The organism is Paraburkholderia sp. BR13439 (assembly GCF_040948805.1).
Classification (GTDB): domain Bacteria; phylum Pseudomonadota; class Gammaproteobacteria; order Burkholderiales; family Burkholderiaceae; genus Paraburkholderia; species Paraburkholderia youngii.
Window position 1 is genome coordinate 83,768 of the sequence record NZ_JBFPKN010000001.1, and the last position, 15,822, is coordinate 99,589.

16 protein-coding genes are annotated in these 15,822 nt (G+C 65.1%); 8 read left to right on the forward strand and 8 right to left on the reverse strand.

Annotated features, from left to right (window positions below; all coding sequences use genetic code 11):
• Nucleotides 1-6: 6 nt before the first annotated feature.
• The 8 genes from AB3X96_RS00420 (at nucleotide 7) to fliR (ending at nucleotide 6,751) form a co-directional block, all read left to right on the forward strand.
• Nucleotides 7-1,542 (forward strand): flagellar hook-length control protein FliK, encoded by a 1,536-nt coding sequence (locus AB3X96_RS00420; RefSeq protein WP_368588197.1) that lies wholly within the window; start codon nucleotides 7-9, stop codon nucleotides 1,540-1,542.
• A 755-nt stretch (nucleotides 1,543-2,297) separates the two neighbouring features.
• On the forward strand, nucleotides 2,298-2,798 hold the full coding sequence (fliL, locus tag AB3X96_RS00425) for a flagellar basal body-associated protein FliL (protein ID WP_368588198.1): 501 nt from the start codon (nucleotides 2,298-2,300) through the stop codon (nucleotides 2,796-2,798).
• Between the two features lie 58 nt (nucleotides 2,799-2,856).
• On the forward strand, nucleotides 2,857-3,855 hold the full coding sequence (fliM, locus tag AB3X96_RS00430) for a flagellar motor switch protein FliM (RefSeq protein WP_368588199.1): 999 nt from the start codon (nucleotides 2,857-2,859) through the stop codon (nucleotides 3,853-3,855).
• Nucleotides 3,848-4,312, forward strand: a complete 465-nt coding sequence (gene fliN / locus AB3X96_RS00435; protein WP_013090866.1) for a flagellar motor switch protein FliN — start codon at nucleotides 3,848-3,850, stop codon at nucleotides 4,310-4,312. The genes fliM and fliN overlap by 8 nt, the downstream gene beginning before the upstream one ends.
• Entirely contained in the window at nucleotides 4,309-4,824 is a 516-nt protein-coding gene (gene fliO / locus AB3X96_RS00440) for a flagellar biosynthetic protein FliO (protein WP_368588200.1), read from the forward strand. Before fliN ends, fliO begins: the two co-directional genes overlap by 4 nt.
• Complete coding sequence (gene fliP, locus AB3X96_RS00445; protein ID WP_176380066.1) at nucleotides 4,824-5,633, forward strand: flagellar type III secretion system pore protein FliP; 810 nt, start codon at nucleotides 4,824-4,826, stop codon at nucleotides 5,631-5,633. Before fliO ends, fliP begins: the two co-directional genes overlap by 1 nt.
• Nucleotides 5,634-5,667: 34 nt before the next feature.
• Complete coding sequence (gene fliQ / locus AB3X96_RS00450) at nucleotides 5,668-5,937, forward strand: flagellar biosynthesis protein FliQ (RefSeq protein ID WP_176109996.1); 270 nt, start codon at nucleotides 5,668-5,670, stop codon at nucleotides 5,935-5,937.
• 31 nt (nucleotides 5,938-5,968) lie between these two features.
• Entirely contained in the window at nucleotides 5,969-6,751 is a 783-nt protein-coding gene (gene fliR, locus AB3X96_RS00455) for a flagellar biosynthetic protein FliR (protein WP_368588201.1), read from the forward strand.
• A gap of 77 nt (nucleotides 6,752-6,828) precedes the next feature.
• Here the strand turns inward: fliR and flgL are convergent, their stop codons facing one another.
• From flgL to flgF, 8 genes are all read right to left on the reverse strand, one after another.
• A complete protein-coding gene (gene flgL / locus AB3X96_RS00460) occupies nucleotides 6,829-8,055 on the reverse strand; it encodes a flagellar hook-associated protein FlgL (protein ID WP_368588202.1) in 1,227 nt (408 codons plus the stop codon).
• Between the two features lie 11 nt (nucleotides 8,056-8,066).
• Nucleotides 8,067-10,061, reverse strand: a complete 1,995-nt coding sequence (gene flgK, locus AB3X96_RS00465; RefSeq protein ID WP_368588203.1) for a flagellar hook-associated protein FlgK — start codon at nucleotides 10,059-10,061, stop codon at nucleotides 8,067-8,069.
• Between the two features lie 227 nt (nucleotides 10,062-10,288).
• The gene (locus AB3X96_RS00470; RefSeq protein ID WP_368588204.1) at nucleotides 10,289-11,062 is read right to left on the reverse strand and encodes a flagellar brake protein; all 774 of its coding nucleotides are present in this window, start codon (nucleotides 11,060-11,062) and stop codon (nucleotides 10,289-10,291) included.
• Between the two features lie 237 nt (nucleotides 11,063-11,299).
• On the reverse strand, nucleotides 11,300-12,307 hold the full coding sequence (gene flgJ / locus AB3X96_RS00475; RefSeq protein WP_368588205.1) for a flagellar assembly peptidoglycan hydrolase FlgJ: 1,008 nt from the start codon (nucleotides 12,305-12,307) through the stop codon (nucleotides 11,300-11,302).
• Nucleotides 12,308-12,319: 12 nt separating this feature from the next.
• Nucleotides 12,320-13,489, reverse strand: a complete 1,170-nt coding sequence (locus AB3X96_RS00480) for a flagellar basal body P-ring protein FlgI (protein ID WP_281375070.1) — start codon at nucleotides 13,487-13,489, stop codon at nucleotides 12,320-12,322.
• A gap of 2 nt (nucleotides 13,490-13,491) precedes the next feature.
• Nucleotides 13,492-14,190 (reverse strand): flagellar basal body L-ring protein FlgH, encoded by a 699-nt coding sequence (flgH, locus tag AB3X96_RS00485; protein ID WP_176124629.1) that lies wholly within the window; start codon nucleotides 14,188-14,190, stop codon nucleotides 13,492-13,494.
• A 29-nt stretch (nucleotides 14,191-14,219) separates the two neighbouring features.
• Entirely contained in the window at nucleotides 14,220-15,008 is a 789-nt protein-coding gene (gene flgG / locus AB3X96_RS00490; protein ID WP_368588206.1) for a flagellar basal-body rod protein FlgG, read from the reverse strand.
• Between the two features lie 54 nt (nucleotides 15,009-15,062).
• The gene (gene flgF, locus AB3X96_RS00495) at nucleotides 15,063-15,821 is read right to left on the reverse strand and encodes a flagellar basal-body rod protein FlgF (protein ID WP_368588207.1); all 759 of its coding nucleotides are present in this window, start codon (nucleotides 15,819-15,821) and stop codon (nucleotides 15,063-15,065) included.
• Nucleotide 15,822: the final 1 nt, after the last annotated feature.

Here is a 15,822-nt window from a genome sequence, read left to right on the forward strand (position 1 = left end):
TTCTTTATGTCGCTTCTTTCACAGATCGGCTCGCAACTGAGCACGCTGCTCGACGCGAGCAGCAATGGGTCGAGCAGCGCGGCCGCGAACGCCGCGAGTTCGACTCCGTTCGCGCAGACCTTGCAGCAGAGCATCGACCAGCAGAACAGCGCGAATCAACTGCAGACCGGTTCAGCGAAGGCGTCGCAAGCCTCGGCACCGAGCGCGCCCAGCGCACCCGCACCCGCGCCGGCGCCCGCTCCGTCGCAGCAGCGCGCGAGCAGCGGCCAGAACGCCAGCGGCACGACGAGCAACGCGGCGAGCAGCAGCGCTTCATCGTCGTCCACGACGCCGACGACACCCACGCAGCAGGCATCGAACAGCCAGTCGACCACGACGCAAACCAGGCAGCAAGACACCAAGGCGCAGACCGACGCTGGCGCGCTCGCCGCCGCGGCGGCTGCCGTCCAGGCACAGGCGCAAGCGCAGGCACAGGCCGTCGTCAATAACGCCGATGCGAACGCGACCACCGCTACCGCTACCGATGCCGCAAGCTCCGCGGCCGACGCGGTGAGCGCGCTGGCCGGCACCGCCACGAGCGCGCTCACGGCCGCCGCGGCGAGCACGAAAGGCGCGGTCGATCCGAAGTCGCTGCAGGATGCGTTGCAGAGTGCGTTGTCCGCGCTATCGAGCGGCCAGGGCGCGGTGCCTGCGGCCGCGCTCGCCAGCGGCGCGGCTGCGAAAGCCGGGAGCGTATCGAGCGCGGTGCGCGGCCTTAGCAACACGAAAAATGACCTGAACGGCACCTCGGACGACAAGACGGTCGGCACCGGCACCGGCAAGGGCACCTCGACCATCCACACGACGCCGATGACCGCAACGGCCGCCGCGACCGCGCTGGCCGATCCATCGACAGCGAAGTCGGCCGCCGACGCAATGAGCGCCGCGGCCGCGACGAGTGGCCAGGCGGACAACGTCGCATTGGCGCGCAGCGCGTCCGAGGCGGCGAACAGCGCGCTGGCCGCGGCGCAGGCGGCAGCGAACGCTGCTAGCACGACGGCGGCGGTGCAGAGCACCGGCAACGCGAGTGCTGCCGCCGCCGCGAACGCGTTGACGCCGCAGGTTGGCACGAGCGCGTGGGAAGAAGCGTTGAGCCAGAAGGTGGTGTTTTTGTCGAATGCGCATTCGCAGAGTGCTGAGCTGACGCTCAATCCGAAGGATCTGGGGCCGTTGCAGGTCGTGTTGCAGGTGGCGGATAACCATGCGCATGCGCTGTTCGTGTCGCAGCACCAGTCAGTGCGGGAGGCGGTCGAGGCGGCGTTGCCGAAGCTTCGCGAGGCGATGGAGTCCAATGGGATTGGGCTTGGCAGCGCGAGTGTGAGTGATGGGTTTGCCCGGCAGAGCGGGAAACAGCAGAATGCTGACGCGGGTGGGTCTGGTGGAAAGGGGGGCGGTGGTCGTAATGGCGGCGCCCTCGCCGGGGACAACTCGGTGGACTCCAGCGATGCCATCGGGAGTGGTGCCGTGCGGCAGCAGGTTGGATTAGTCGATACTTTTGCCTGAAGCGAGGCGGGGCGCTTTTTTGTCGTTGTTCTGGCTGTGTTGGCCTTTCCTTGTTGTCTTGTCGGTCTATTAGCGTTGCCCCTGTGCGGGGCGGCACCTACTTTCTTTGCTGCTGCAAAGAAAGTAGGCAAAGAAGACAGCTCAAACCGCCAGCTCATAAGCGGGTCCCCTGGCTTGGCAGGGGTAGTGGTGCATCTGGAATCCGTGCCCCCGCACATTCCCCGGCAGTGACAAAGCCATCATTCCTCCCACTCCGCACTACGTGCGTCGCGGACGGGTGTGCCTGGGAAACCGGCGGGCTTGCCCGCGCAGCGGGGGCCGTCGGCTGCGCCTCGGCGATGCGCCGGAACAACCAGTGGTTTTGAAACGGGGATTCGGCGCGCGGAGCGCCGCTGGAGGAATGACTGCCTTGTCACCGGGGTGGAATGTGCGGGAGCACGGATTCCAGATGCACCACTACCTCACGCGGACCGAGGGACCCGCTTAAGAATTTGCGGTTTTAGCTGTCTTCTTTGCCTACTTTCTTTGCAGCAGCAAAGAAAGTAGGTGCCGCCCCGCACAGGGGCAACGCTAATAGACCGATAAGCCAGCAAGGAAAGGCCAACCAAGCCAGAACCAAGACAAAAAAAAAGCCAAAAACCAGAAACACCCAGAAATAGCCAGAAATAGCCCTTCTTTTCGACCCATAGCGCCGCAGGCAAATCAACAACAATCACCCTAACCCTTACTACGCCAGCACCAGGCTGGCAACCCAAATGGCAACTACGACCGCCCCGCAACAAGCCGCGCCCGCCTCGCCGGGCCCCATGAAGCGCATCATCCTGATTGTCCTCATTGCGCTGATCGCCGCGGGCGCTGCCGGTGCCGGCGTGTGGTTCTTCATGTCGAAGCGCGCACCCGTCGCCGTATCGGCCGAAGCCGCGCCGGCGCAGTCCGCCGTGCCGCTGTTCTTCCCGCTCGAATCGATGACCGTCAACCTGCAATCGGACGACGGCCAGCAACACTTCCTGCGCATCGGCCTCACGCTGAAGCTCGGCGACGCCGGCACCCAGCAGGCGCTCACCGATCACATGCCGGAAGTGCGCAGCCGCATCCTGCTCGCGCTGTCGAACAAGCACCCCGAAGAACTCGCGCCGCTCGAAGGCAAGCGCGCGCTCGCCGAAGAGCTGAAGAAGCTGATCACAGAGCCGACCGAGCGGGGCGCCGCACCGATCCGCGTGCAGGACGTGCTGTTCACCGAGTTCGTCGTGCAGTGACGTGACCTTGTCTAGCACTGCCATCATCAATCGCCAAGGGACGCACGAGGAATAAGCAATGAGCCATGAAGAGTTCATGTCCCAGGAGGAGGTCGATGCCCTTCTGAAGGGCGTCACCGGCGAATCCGACACGGAATCCGAGCAAAACGATCGCACGGGCGTACGCCCGTACAACATCGCGACGCAGGAACGCATCGTCCGTGGCCGGATGCCGGGCCTCGAAATCATCAACGACCGCTTCGCGCGCCTGTTGCGCGTCGGCATTTTCAACTTCATGCGGCGCTCGGCGGAAATCTCCGTCGGCCCGGTGAAGGTGCAGAAGTACAGCGAATTCACGCGCAACCTGCCGATCCCGACCAACCTGAATCTCGTCCACGTGAAGCCGCTGCGCGGCACGTCGCTGTTCGTGTTCGATCCGAACCTCGTGTTCTTCGTGGTCGATAACCTGTTCGGCGGCGACGGGCGTTTTCATACGCGCGTCGAAGGACGCGATTTCACGCAGACTGAACAGCGCATCATCACGAAGCTGCTCAATCTGACGTTCGAGCACTACACCGCGTCGTGGAAGAGCGTGCGCCCGCTGCAGTTCGAATACGTGCGCTCGGAAATGCACACGCAGTTCGCCAACGTCGCGACGCCGAACGAAATCGTCATCGTCACCCAGTTTTCGATCGAGTTCGGCTCGACGGGCGGCACGCTGCACATCTGCATGCCCTACTCGATGATCGAGCCGATCCGCGACGTGCTGTCCTCGCCGATCCAGGGCGAAGCGATAGACGTCGACCGCCGCTGGGTGCGCGTGCTGTCGCAGCAGGTGCAGGCCGCCGAAGTGCAGCTGACCGCCGACCTCGCGCAGGTGCCGGTCACGTTCGAACAGATCCTGAACATGCGCAAAGGCGATGTTCTGCCGATCAACATTCCCGAGCACATCACCGCGAAAGTCGACGGCGTGCCGGTGATGGAATGCGGCTACGGAATTTTCAATGGTCAGTACGCGTTGCGGGTCCAGAAGATGATCAGCGCAGCCGACACGATGAAGGAAGGTGGATATGAGTGACCTGAACGCAAAGCCCGAGAGCGATCTCGAGGCAGCCGAGCAACTCGCCGCCGGCGCGCTGTCCGCCGCGGAAGACGACGCGGCGATGGACGACTGGGCGAGCGCGCTCGCCGAGCAGAACGGCAACGCCGAGGTCAACCCGGCCGCGGCCGGTGTGTTCCAGCCGCTGTCGAAGGTCGAGCCGACCGCGACGCACAACGATATCGACATGATCCTGGACATCCCCGTCCAGATGACGGTCGAGCTCGGCCGCACCAAGATCGCGATCCGCAATCTGCTACAGCTCGCACAGGGCTCGGTCGTCGAACTCGACGGCATGGCCGGCGAGCCGATGGACGTGCTCGTCAACGGCTGTCTGATCGCGCAGGGCGAAGTGGTGGTCGTCAACGACAAGTTCGGTATCCGGCTGACCGACATCATCACGCCGTCCGAACGCATCCGGAAACTCAATCGATGAAACGTTTGGCAGGTCGCGGCGTGTTGCTCGCGCCGCTCATCGCGTCCAGCGTCGCTCACGCCGCCGACATGAACGCAGTCAACAACGCCGCGAAGATCGCCTCGGGGGTCGGCGCGGGTAGCGCGGTGCCGGCGCTCGGCGTCGGCGCGGTGCTGCAAACCTTGGTCGGGCTCGCGGTCGTGATCGGCCTCGTGTTCGGCTGCGCATGGCTCGCGCGACGCTTCGGCCTGCAACCGGGCCAGCGCGGCGGCCTCGTGAAGACCGTGGGCGGCGCTTCGCTCGGCGGCAAGGAGCGCGTCGCGGTCGTCGAGATCGGCGATACGTGGCTCGTGCTCGGCGCTGCGCCCGGCAACGTGCGGCTGCTGCATACGATGCCGGCGGGTTCCGTCGCGGCCGATACGGTTGCCGCTTCGCCCGCACCGCTTTCCGGCACTTTTGGTCAACGCTTTCGCGACGCCATGAAGGGCGAAGTGGGCAAACGTTTCAACGCGCACCGCGGCGGGGATCGGTAATGCAGGTCAGTTTCAGGCAGTCAGGTTGGTTCTTCACGCTATCGCGCCGTGCGGCGCGCTTGCTCCCCGCAGTGCTTCGACTCGCGCTGCCGGCACTGCTGGTCGCGCTGCCGACGCTGTCGTTCGCGCAAACCGCCGGCCTGCCGGCCTTCACGACGAGCCCCGGCCCGAACGGCGGCACGACCTACTCGCTGAGCGTGCAGACGATGCTGCTGCTCACGATGTTGTCGTTCCTGCCCGCGATGGTGCTGATGATGACGAGCTTCACGCGCATCGTGATCGTGTTGTCGCTGCTGCGCCAGGCGCTTGGCACGACCACGACGCCGCCGAACCAGGTGCTCGTCGGTCTTGCGCTGTTTCTGACGTTTTTCGTGATGTCGCCGGTGCTCGATAAGGCCTATAACGAAGGCTACAAGCCGTTTTCCGAAGGCACGCTGCCGATGGACCAGGCGGTGTCGCGCGGCGTCGCGCCGTTCAAGACCTTCATGCTGCGTCAGACCCGCGAAAGCGACCTGGCACTGTTCGCGCGCATCTCGCACGCGGCGCCGATGCAGGGGCCTGAAGACGTGCCGTTGTCGCTGCTGGTGCCGTCGTTCGTGACGAGCGAGTTGAAAACCGGCTTCACGATCGGCTTCACGATCTTCATTCCGTTCCTGATCATCGACATGGTGGTCGCGAGCGTGCTGATGTCGATGGGTATGATGATGGTGTCGCCGGCGACGATTTCGCTGCCGTTCAAGCTGATGCTGTTCGTGCTCGTCGACGGCTGGCAGTTGCTGCTCGGCTCGCTCGCGCAGAGCTTTGTCTGATTATTTTCGACTCCTCGTTCTTCAGGTACTCACGATGACACCCGAAGCAGTCATGACGCTGGCCCACCAGGCCATGTATGTCGGCCTCATGATGGCCGCCCCGCTGCTGCTCGTCGCGCTCGTCGTCGGTCTGGTCGTGAGCCTGTTCCAGGCAGCCACGCAGATCAACGAGAGCACCTTGTCGTTCATCCCGAAGCTGCTCGCGATCGCGGCCACGCTGGTGATCGCCGGGCCGTGGATGCTGACCACGATGCTCGACTATCTGCGCCACACGCTCACCAGCATTCCGACGCTCGTCAACTGAGCGCTGCTCGCACGTCCGCCCTCCCCGCTCCATGTTCACGGTCACCTACGCGCAACTGAACGTCTGGCTGACCGCGTTCCTGTGGCCGTTCGCGCGCATCGCCGCGCTGATCGCGACCGCGCCGGTGTTCGGCAATTCGTCGCTGCCCTCGCGCGTGAAGATCGGCCTCGCAGCGTTCACGACGATCATCGTCGCGCCGACGATCGGCGCGCTGCCGCAGGTCACCGTGTTTTCGGCGGACGGCGTGTGGATTCTCGCCAACCAGTTCCTGATCGGCATCGCGCTCGGCGTGACGATGCAGATCGTGTTCCAGGCGATCGACGCGACCGGCTATTTCATCGGCCTCGGCATGGGTCTCGGCTTCGCGACCTTCTTCGACCAGCAGGCGACCGGCTCGGGCGTCGTGATCTCGCGCTATATGACGACCATCGCGACGCTGGTGTTTCTCGCCGTCGATGGTCATTTGCAGATGATCGCCGCGCTCGTGACCACGTTCCAGTCGGTGCCCGTGTCGGCCAACCTGCTCGCGCCGCACGGCTGGCAGACGCTGGCGAACTGGGGCAGTTCGATCTTTTCGGCGGGCCTGCTGCTGTCGTTGCCGGTCGTCGTCGCGCTTCTGATCGCCAACCTGGCGCTCGGCATCCTCAATCGCGCGGCGCCGCAGATCGGCGTATTCCAGATCGGCTTTCCGCTGACGATGCTGGTCGGCCTGCTGCTCGTGCAACTGATGCTGCCGAACATGATCCCGTTCTTCGTGCGGCTGTTCGATAGCGGCATCGATCAGATGGGGCGGATCGCAGCGGAGCTGAAGTAGCGCCGCGGCAATCCCGAAAGCGCGGACGGAAAAAAACCGGCTCTCGCCGGTTTTTTCATTGCCGCGCCGAAGCGGCATCAGTTGCCGATGTACTGGAACAGCGACATGCCCTGGATCTTCACGAACGCCTGCTGCGACGCCTGCAAGGCCGCCTGCTGCATCGTGTACTGGCTGATCGTCTTGACCAGGTCGGTCGAGGTCAGATTCGCGAGTTCACTGGACGTTTGCGTGCTGTTGGTCTGAGTGACCGTTTGCAACGCCTGCACTTCCTGCTCGCGCCCGCCCACCGAAGCCTGCACCGCGGTGATGTTGTTCAGCGTGTTGTCGAGCTGCGACAGGCCCGTGTTCAACGCGTTCTGCAGCGATGCCGCGGCCGTGGGATTGCCGCTGACCGGCCGCTGAAGCGCCGCGATCATTGCATTCAGGTTCGCGAACACGTTGGTGCCCGCCTGACTGGCCGGCTGCACCGTGAATTTGTCGTTGGCGGCCGGCGTGCCGGTGATTTCGACGCTCTGCCCGGCGATGGTGATGCCCGTGCCCGCCGCGTAGGGCTGTGCCGTACCCGCGATGCCGGTGGTCGTGTCGGTGACCGTGTAGGTCATCGAGCTGCCGCTGCCGCTGAACTGGATCTGGTACGAGTCCGCATTCAAGGCGTTGGTCGGGTCGTTGACCGTCACTGCGCCGATCACGCCGGAGCCGGTATTGCCCGAGACGGCCGAGGCGATCGGCTGCGGGTTGATCGCGCCGACGCTCATGAATACCGACAGCCCGTTGTCGCCGGTCGCGACTGCATTGCTATCGGTGAGCTGCACCGTGCGCGAGCCGGTGTCGCCCGTGTAAGTGACATTGCCGGCCGGGTCGGTCGTGAAGGCATGGGTCGAATTCTGGAAGCCGGCGAACAACGCATTGCCGGCGCCGTCGGTCGCATTCGCGTAGGTGACGAGCTGGTCGCGCAAAGTCGTCAGCTGCGCGGCGATCGCGGTGCGGTCGGCATCGTTCAAGCCGCCGTCGCCGGCGCGCAGACCTAGCGTGTGCGCGCTTTGCAGCGTCGTCATGACGTTGGTGAGCGTCGAGTCCTCCGCCTGCAACGACGCGAGCGCCGTGCCCTGGTTCGTCGTGTACTGCGACAGCGCCGACGCCGTCGAGCTGAGCTGCACGGCCTGCGCGGCGCCGAGCGGGTTGTCGGCGGGCGTGGTCAGGCTCTGGCCGCTCGAGATTTCCTGGTAGATCTGCGACAGCTGAGCCTGCTGATTGCTCATGTTCGCGACGTTCATGCTGAAGTACTGCTGGGACGAAATTCGCATGGTTCAACGCCTTACGAGAAGATGCCGAGCAAGGTCTGGAACAGCGTCTGCGCCGTCTGGATGACCTTGCTGTTGGCCTGATAGAGCTGCTGGTACTGAAGCAGATTGGCTGCTTCCTCGTTGATGTTGACGCCCGACACCGACTGCTGCGCCGACGTGATCTGCGTGACGAGCGTGCTTTGCGCGCTCGCCGAGGTCTGGATCTGCGTCGCCTGATTGCCGATGGTGTTGACGTAGCTCGCGTAGGCGCCCGTCAGCGTCGAGGTGCCGCCGTTGAGCGCCTGCGCCGACGTCAGGTTCGACAGCAGTTGCGCGTTGCGGCCGTCGTTGGTCGCGCCGGTGTTGGGTCCGATCGTGAACGAGTCGCCATTGGCGGGCGAGCCGCTGAGCGTGACCGTCACGTTGTTCATCACGCCCGCGCCCGTCGAGTTGCTCGGGTTGGTGATCGTCAGCGTCGCGCCCGAGCTCGGCAAGTACGGCACCGCGGTCGTCGCCGAGCTGATCGTGTACGACGTGGACGGCGAGCCGGCAACCGTCACCACCGTGCCGACCGGGAAGCCGGTCAGGCCGGTGCCCGCAGTGTACGTGATGGTCGACTTGCTGGTCGGCGCACTGTAGCCGGCCGATACCGTGCCCTGCGTGACCGTCATGTTGCCGGTGTTGGACGTCGACGCCGACGCGAGCACCGGCGCCGCGGCCGCAATCGCCGACGCCGACGTGGTGGTCAGCGCGAAGGCGTCGAGCGCGCCGCGGGTCGGTTGGACCGAGAACGAGTCGCCGGCCTGCATCGTGCCGCTCGCGACCGAGAACTGCAGGCCGCCGATCGGGTTGGTCAGGTTCGCCGCAGAACCGACGATGCTGCCGGTCTGGTTGTCGGTCAGCGTGTAGCTGCTGCCGTTGTACGACAGCGTGTAGTCGCCCGTGGTCGGCTGCGCCGCGTTGGCGAACGACACGCCGAGCGTCGCGTTGCCGGTGTTCTGCGAGTTCGCGTACACCGTCGGCGAACCGACCGTGAACAGCGCGCCGCCGGCGGTGCCGTTCAGCGTCAGGCCGAGTTCGTTCTGCGCATTGACCTGCGCGGCGAAGCTGGTCGCGATCGCGCCGAGTTGCGCCTGGGCCGGATCGAGCGTTTGCGAGCGGAATTGCAGCAGGCCGCCCAGCGTGCCGCCGGACACGCTGGTGTCGGACAGCGTCTGCGGCGTCGGTGTCGGCTTGGCGCCCGCCTGGCCGAGATACTGGACCGACAGCTCGCTCGGGTCCCCCGACGAAGTCGCCGTGCCGAGGTTGAAGCTGTTGCCGCCCAGCACCAGCGGCTGCCCGCTCGCCATGAACAGGCTGTAGCTGCCGTTGTCCTGCACGACCGACACGCCGATCAGCTGGGACAGGTTCGACACCGCCAGGTCGCGCGCGTCGAGCAACTGGTTCGGCGGCTGACCCTGGTTGCTCGCCTGCGTGATCTGCGTATTCAGCGACGCGATCTGCGCGGTGTAGGTATTGATCTGCGTGACCGCGTTGCTCAGCTGAGTGTTGACGCTCGAGCGCAACTGGTCGTATTGCTGACCCGCCGCGTTGATCTGGTTCGCGAGCGTCTGCGCGTCGCTGATCGCGGTCTGCCGCGTCGACACGCTCGACGCGTTGTTGGCGACGTTCTGCAGCCCCGTGAAGTAACCGCTGATCGCGCTCGCGATGCCCGCCGTCGGACTGCCGACGAGGTTGTTGAGCTGCGTGATCATCGTGTTGTACGCGGTGAGCGCGCTGCTCGACGATTGCGCGTTGTTCAGCTCGGTCGTCAGGTACTGGCTATACGCGCGCGTGATGGTGTCGGTGGACACGCCCATCGGCATGTAGCCGGAGCCCGTATAGTTGCCGCCCACCTCCGAATACACCGGAGTTTCCATCGTATAGCCGGGCGTCGACGCATTGCTGATGTTCTCACCAGTCGTCGTCAAACCCCATTGGGCCGCGTTGAGTCCGCTAAGGCCGATATTCAACAGATTGCTGGACATGCGTCATCCTGAAGGGCGGCATCGCAGACATGCCACCGTGTTAGTGGAACATTCTCTTTAACGGCCCGTGGTGCGAAAAATTGAGGGCCACTCCACCTCGTTTGCGCTCGCCGCGATGTTGCCCCGCGATTGCGTCCACTGCGTGTGCAACGTTTGCTTCGCCGGCCAAAAACGTTCGCGCGGTGCCGCGCGTCTCGCGCACGGCCGCCGCGCGTTTGGCTCGCGGCTCAGCGCGCCAGCGAGCGGCGCTTCATTTCGAGCTGGGTGATCAGCCGCTGTAGCGTGTTTTCCGCGCTGCCGGGCAGCGACAGGAAACGGAAGCCGAGCTGATAGCGCTGCGTGCCGTTCGGCATCGCGAGCGAGCGATGCGACACGAGTTGCAGATCGAGCGACAGACGGCCGAGCGCGCCGAGCGTGAGCTCGCAGTCCATCAGGCGCGCGCCCATCGGCAGTTCGGCGACGCGCAGGTCGGCCGTGCGCATGCCGACGCCGCCGAGCGACAGGTCGTGCACCTCGAAGCGGAACGTGTCGCCGTCGAGCAGGCGGCCCGTACACATGAACGGGTCGAGAATCGGCGCGGCGACGCGGAAGTACTCGCGGCGCTGCACGTAGAACAGCACCTCGGGGAAGTCGGCCTCGAACGCCGGCATTCCCTCGAAGCGCGTCTCGCGCGGCGTCGGCGTCGAGAACTCGACACGCACACCGTCGGGCGACGCGTGGAACTGGCAACGCGGGGCGCTGAGCAGCCCCTTGTTCTGCTCGGCGAGCGCGCCCCAATCGAAGGTGAAGGTGCGCTCGCGCACGTCGACGTCGAGCAGGCGCGTGACGAGCTGGCCGCCCGCATATTCGACCGTGAGGAAATCGCCGCGATTGACGATATTGCGCAGCTGCACGCCGATTTCCAGCGGATTGCGGCGGCCGAAATCGGAAGGGCTTTCGTCTTGCGGGACGTGCGGCTGACCGTTCGTGTCAATCAGGCCGTTCGACTGGTTCATATCCATGGGCTTGCCGGTAAGCATGTTCTTGCGGGCACGTGCCAGGGCCTAGCCATCGACTCTGAGGGTCTTCATGCAAAGCCGCAACACACGCGTTCGACCGGACCTTGCAGCGCTGTTCCGGTATCGGGTCTAACTCGTTAGCGGCAGCATCGAGCCAAAATTTAGGGGCTCAATTTAAATATTCGCCGGAAAATGTCGCGCAAACGTTAAAAGCGTATCCGCCCCATTTCCTGCGTTTAATCAGCCCATTTTCTGCATGATCGACAGCAGCTTTTTCGCGTAATGCGGGTCGGTCGCATAACCGGCGCGCTGCATGCCGTTCGCGAAACCGTTCACGTCGCGCGACGAATTGATCACCTGTGCATAACGCGGATTGTTCTTCAACAGGCTCGCGTAATCGGTCATCGCTTCCTCGTACGAGTCGTACGCGCGGAATTTCTCCACCGTTCGATGCGGCTTGCCGTTCACGTATTCGGTCGTGACCGTCGACACGGTCTTGCCGGTCCAGTCGTTGCCCGCCTTGATGCCGAACACGTTGTGGCTGGTCGAGCCGTCGGCCTTCTTGATCTCGCTCTTGCCCCAGCCCGATTCGAGCGCGGCCTGACCGATGATGAAGCGCGCCGGAATGCCGGTCGCCGCGCTCGCAGCCTGCGCCGGCGCGGCGAGCTTGTCGACGAACGCATCGACCTTCGGCGAGCTGCCGTCGCCGCGCGTCGGCGGCGTCAGCGCGCTATTGGCCGAGTAGGCGCGGCCCAGCGCGAGCTGGCCGTTGGCCTGGGCGTTGCCGTAGGCGCGCGCGAGCGCGTTGAGCGCAACGCTCTGGCCTTCGTCGCCGCCGCCGCTGCCGCCGCCGAGCGCGTTGGCCATGCCAGCGAGACCACCCGCCGCGCCCGCGCTGTTCGCGCCACCCACCTGCATGCCCTGGTTGCGCATCAACTGCTTGAGCATCGCGTCGGCGACGCCGATGCCTCGCTTCGACAGCTGTTGCGCCATCTGCTGGTCCATCATCGACGTAAAAGTCGCCGTGTCGTGCGAATCGAACGGACTGTCCTGCGGCGTCGCATCGCGCATGCTCTTCAACATCATCTGCGTGAACACGGCGTCGAACTGCTGCGCGGCCATCTTCATGCCGGCTTGCGGCGAGGCCTTCGCCTGCGCGCTCAGTGCGCCGAAGCCCTGGACGTCGAGCGCGAACCGGTTGGTCAGGTCGCCGGCGGAGTTGACGCCATTGGTCGGATCGGAATTCATCTCGTGTGCTCCTTAGATGATTTCAAGGTCGGCGCGCAATGCACCGGCTGCTTTCATGGCTTGCAGGATCGACATCAGATCCGCGGGCGTCGCGCCGAGCGCGTTGAGCGCCTTCACCACCTCGGCGAGGTTCGCTCCGGCATTCACGAGTTTTAGCGCGCCGTTGTCCTGCTTCATCTGGATCTGCGACTGCTGCGCGACCACGGTGCGGCCGTTCGAGAACGCGCCCGGCTGGCTCACCACGGGCTGAGTATTGATCACGACCGACAGATTGCCGTGCGCGACCGCGCAGCTCTGCAGCGTGACCATCTGGTTCATCACGATCGAGCCGGTGCGCGCGTTCAGGATCACCTTCGCGGCCGCCTGCCCGGGGCGCACTTCGAGGTTCTGCAATTGCGCCATGAACGAGACCTGCTGCTGCGGATCGGCCGGCGCGCGCAGCTGGATCGTGCGGCCGTCGAGCGCGGTCGCGGTGCCGCTGCCGAACGCGTTGTCGATCGCCGCGACGACGCGCTGCGTGGTGTCGTAGTCCATGTCGTTCAGGTCGAGCTGCATCATGCCAGCCTGCGACACCGCGGTCGGCACCGCGCGCTCGACGATCGCGCCGCCGGTGACGCGCCCCGCGGCCAGCTGATTGACCTGCACCTTGCTGCCGTTCGCGCTCGCGCCCGCGCCGCCCACGGCGACGTTGCCCTGGCCGAGCGCATACACCTGGCCGTCGGCGCCCTTGAGCGGCGTGAGCAGCAGCGTGCCGCCGCGCAGGCTCTTCGCATTGCCGAGCGACGACACGGTGATGTCGATCGCTTCGCCCGGCCGCGCGAACGGCGGCAGCACCGCGGTCACCATCACGGCGGCGACGTTCTTCAGCTGGATGTTCGACAGCGACGATTGCGAGTTGCTCGAGCCCGCCGCCTGGTTGTTGATCGAGATGCCGAGGTTCGCGAGCATGTTCGCGAGCGTCTGCGTCGTGAACGGCGTCTGCGTGGTCTGGTCGCCGGTGCCGTCGAGGCCGACCACGAGGCCGTAGCCGATCAGCGGGTTGTCGCGCACGCCCTGGATCTGCGCGAGGTCCTTCAGGCGCTCGGCATGCGCGGGCGTCGCGGCCGGCAGCGCCGCGCAGGCGAGCGCGACGAACATCAGTGCGCGGCCCGCGCGCGACAGCGTGTTGAAAACAGTACCCATGATCACCACGGCGCCACGTTGAGGAAGAACCGCTGCAGCCAGCCCATGGTCTCCGCTTCGTTGATGTAGCCCTTCGCGGAGTATTCGATTTTCGCGTCGGCGACCTGGGTCGAGTACACGGCATTCAGACTGGAAATCGTGTTGGGATTGACGACACCCGAGAAGCGCACGAACTCGTTGCCCTGATTGATCAGCATCTGCTTCTCACCGCTCACGATCAGGTTGCCGTTCGCCTGCACGCCGGTCACGGTCACGGTGATCGTGCCGTTGAAGGTATTCGACGCATTCGCGCCGCCGGTGCCGGCAAAGCCGTTGGTGCCGGTCGCGCTCAGGTTGGTCTTGGCGAACAGTCCGCCGAGGAAGCCCGCGGTCGGCACGTTGAAGTTCGTGCTGCCATTGCGACTCGCATTCGCGCCCGAGTTCTTGGTCGCGTTGATGTTCTCCGCGATCACGATCGTGATGATGTCGCCCACGTTGCGCGGCCGCTGATCTTCGAATAGCGGACGGCCCGCGAAGCCCGGGTTGTAGATCGAGCCCGGCGCCTGCGCCTGCGGCGGCACCGGCGGCAGCGCGGTCATCGGCTGCTGGATGATCGGTTGCTTCGGCACGAGCGCGCAGCCGCCGAGCGCGGCGAGCAGCGTGAGCTGCACGAGCGCCACGGCCGTGCGCGAATGAACCGGAGTGCGAGTGGAATGCGACATCATCGTTTACCGCCTTAAATTTCCAGTCCTCAAACCGGCATCTGGCTCAAGGTCTGCAGCATCTGGTCGGAGGTCGTCACGGCCTTGCTGTTGATTTCGTACGCGCGCTGCGTCTGGATCATGTTCACCAGCTCCTGCACGACGTTCACGTTCGACGCTTCCACGTAACCCTGGCTGAGCGTGCCCGCGCCGTTCAGACCCGGTTGCGCCACGTTCGGCGCGCCCGACGAAGCCGTCTCCGCGAACAGGTTCTCGCCCTTCGAGTCGAGGCCGGCCGGGTTGATGAAGGTCGCGAGCTGCATCGTGCCGAGCTGCTGCGTATTGCTCGAGCCGGCCACGGTGATCGACACCGCGCCGTCGCTGCCGATCGTCAGCGAGGTCGCATTGCTCGGGATCGTGATCGCCGGTATCACCTGGTAGCCGCTCGACGTGACGAGCTGACCCTGCGCATTGGTCTGGAACGAGCCGTCGCGCGTGTAGGCAGTCTGGCCGTCGGGCATCTGCACCTGGAAGAAGCCCGCGCCGTTGATCGCGACGTCCTTCGAGTTGCCGGTCTGCTGCAGGTTGCCCTGCGTGTACAGACGCTCGGTCGCGACCTGTTGCACGCCGGTGCCGAGCTGAATGCCGGACGGCAGCTCGGTTTGCTGCGTCGAGTTCGCGCCCGGCTGGCGGATGGTCTGATACAGCAGATCCTCGAACACCGCGCGCGAGCCCTTGAAGCCGTTGGTGCTGACGTTCGCGAGGTTGTTCGAAATCACGTCCATCTGCGCCTGTTGCGCATTCATGCCGGTGGCGGCGATATAGAGTGAGCGGTTCACTTATGGTTCTCCTGGTCTCGGGGCGAGCCTCGTAGGGCGCCCCGTGGCAATCCGTTAACTGAAGCTGAGAATCTGGTTGGCGGACTGATCGTTCTTGTCGGCGTTTTGCAGCAACTGCGTCTGCATCTGGAACTGGCGCGCGTTGGTGATCATCGAGACCATCGCGCTGACCGGATTCACGTTGCTGCCTTCGAGCGACGCCGGCGCGAGCATCACGGTCGGATCGGCGTCGGCGGGGTTGCCGTCGGCGGTGCGGAACAGTCCGTCATCGCCGCGCGTGATCGACTGAGGATCGGGATTGACGAGCTTCAGCTGATCGATTGTGACGACCGCGGTGGGCGGATCGCCGGGCGTCAATGCCGACACCGTGCCGTCCTTGCCGATCGTGATCTGCGCGCCCGGCGGCACCGATACCGGCCCGCCGTTGCCGAGCACGACCTGATTGGTCGCGTTCACGAGCTGGCCGTTTTCGTCGATGTGCAGATTGCCCGCACGCGTGTAGGCCTCGTTGCCATCGGCGGTCTGCACCGACAGCCAGCCGGCCCCTTGAATCGCGACGTCGAGCGGATTGCCGGTCTGCTGGATCGGCCCCGGCGTGAAGTCGGCGCCCGGTGTCGACGACAGCACGAAGGTGCGGGTCGTGTTGTCGTCGATCGTGCTGCCGTCGCCGAACGACATCGGCACGGCGCGGTAGGTTTCGAGCTGCGCGCGAAAGCCCGTGGTCGACGCGTTCGCGAGGTTGTTCGCGACGATCGCCTGCTGTTCGAGCGCTTGCGCGCTGCCCGACATCGCGGTGTAAATCAGCCGATCCATG

What these genes read in the sequence shown, in the direction of transcription:
- fliQ (WP_176109996.1), top strand. Translation starts at nt 5,668, where the DNA reads ATGACACCCGAAGCAGTCATGACGCTGGCCCACCAGGCCATGTATGTC.
- fliP (WP_176380066.1), top strand. Translation starts at nt 4,824, where the DNA reads ATGCAGGTCAGTTTCAGGCAGTCAGGTTGGTTCTTCACGCTATCGCGC.
- AB3X96_RS00480 (WP_281375070.1), bottom strand. Translation starts at nt 13,489, where the DNA reads ATGGGTACTGTTTTCAACACGCTGTCGCGCGCGGGCCGCGCACTGATG.
- flgF (WP_368588207.1), bottom strand. Translation starts at nt 15,821, where the DNA reads ATGGATCGGCTGATTTACACCGCGATGTCGGGCAGCGCGCAAGCGCTC.
- flgH (WP_176124629.1), bottom strand. Translation starts at nt 14,190, where the DNA reads ATGTCGCATTCCACTCGCACTCCGGTTCATTCGCGCACGGCCGTGGCG.
- flgJ (WP_368588205.1), bottom strand. Translation starts at nt 12,307, where the DNA reads ATGAATTCCGATCCGACCAATGGCGTCAACTCCGCCGGCGACCTGACC.
- fliM (WP_368588199.1), top strand. Translation starts at nt 2,857, where the DNA reads ATGAGCCATGAAGAGTTCATGTCCCAGGAGGAGGTCGATGCCCTTCTG.
- flgK (WP_368588203.1), bottom strand. Translation starts at nt 10,061, where the DNA reads ATGTCCAGCAATCTGTTGAATATCGGCCTTAGCGGACTCAACGCGGCC.
- AB3X96_RS00420 (WP_368588197.1), top strand. Translation starts at nt 7, where the DNA reads ATGTCGCTTCTTTCACAGATCGGCTCGCAACTGAGCACGCTGCTCGAC.
- fliL (WP_368588198.1), top strand. Translation starts at nt 2,298, where the DNA reads ATGGCAACTACGACCGCCCCGCAACAAGCCGCGCCCGCCTCGCCGGGC.
- AB3X96_RS00470 (WP_368588204.1), bottom strand. Translation starts at nt 11,062, where the DNA reads ATGGATATGAACCAGTCGAACGGCCTGATTGACACGAACGGTCAGCCG.
- flgL (WP_368588202.1), bottom strand. Translation starts at nt 8,055, where the DNA reads ATGCGAATTTCGTCCCAGCAGTACTTCAGCATGAACGTCGCGAACATG.
- fliN (WP_013090866.1), top strand. Translation starts at nt 3,848, where the DNA reads ATGAGTGACCTGAACGCAAAGCCCGAGAGCGATCTCGAGGCAGCCGAG.
- fliR (WP_368588201.1), top strand. Translation starts at nt 5,969, where the DNA reads ATGTTCACGGTCACCTACGCGCAACTGAACGTCTGGCTGACCGCGTTC.
- fliO (WP_368588200.1), top strand. Translation starts at nt 4,309, where the DNA reads ATGAAACGTTTGGCAGGTCGCGGCGTGTTGCTCGCGCCGCTCATCGCG.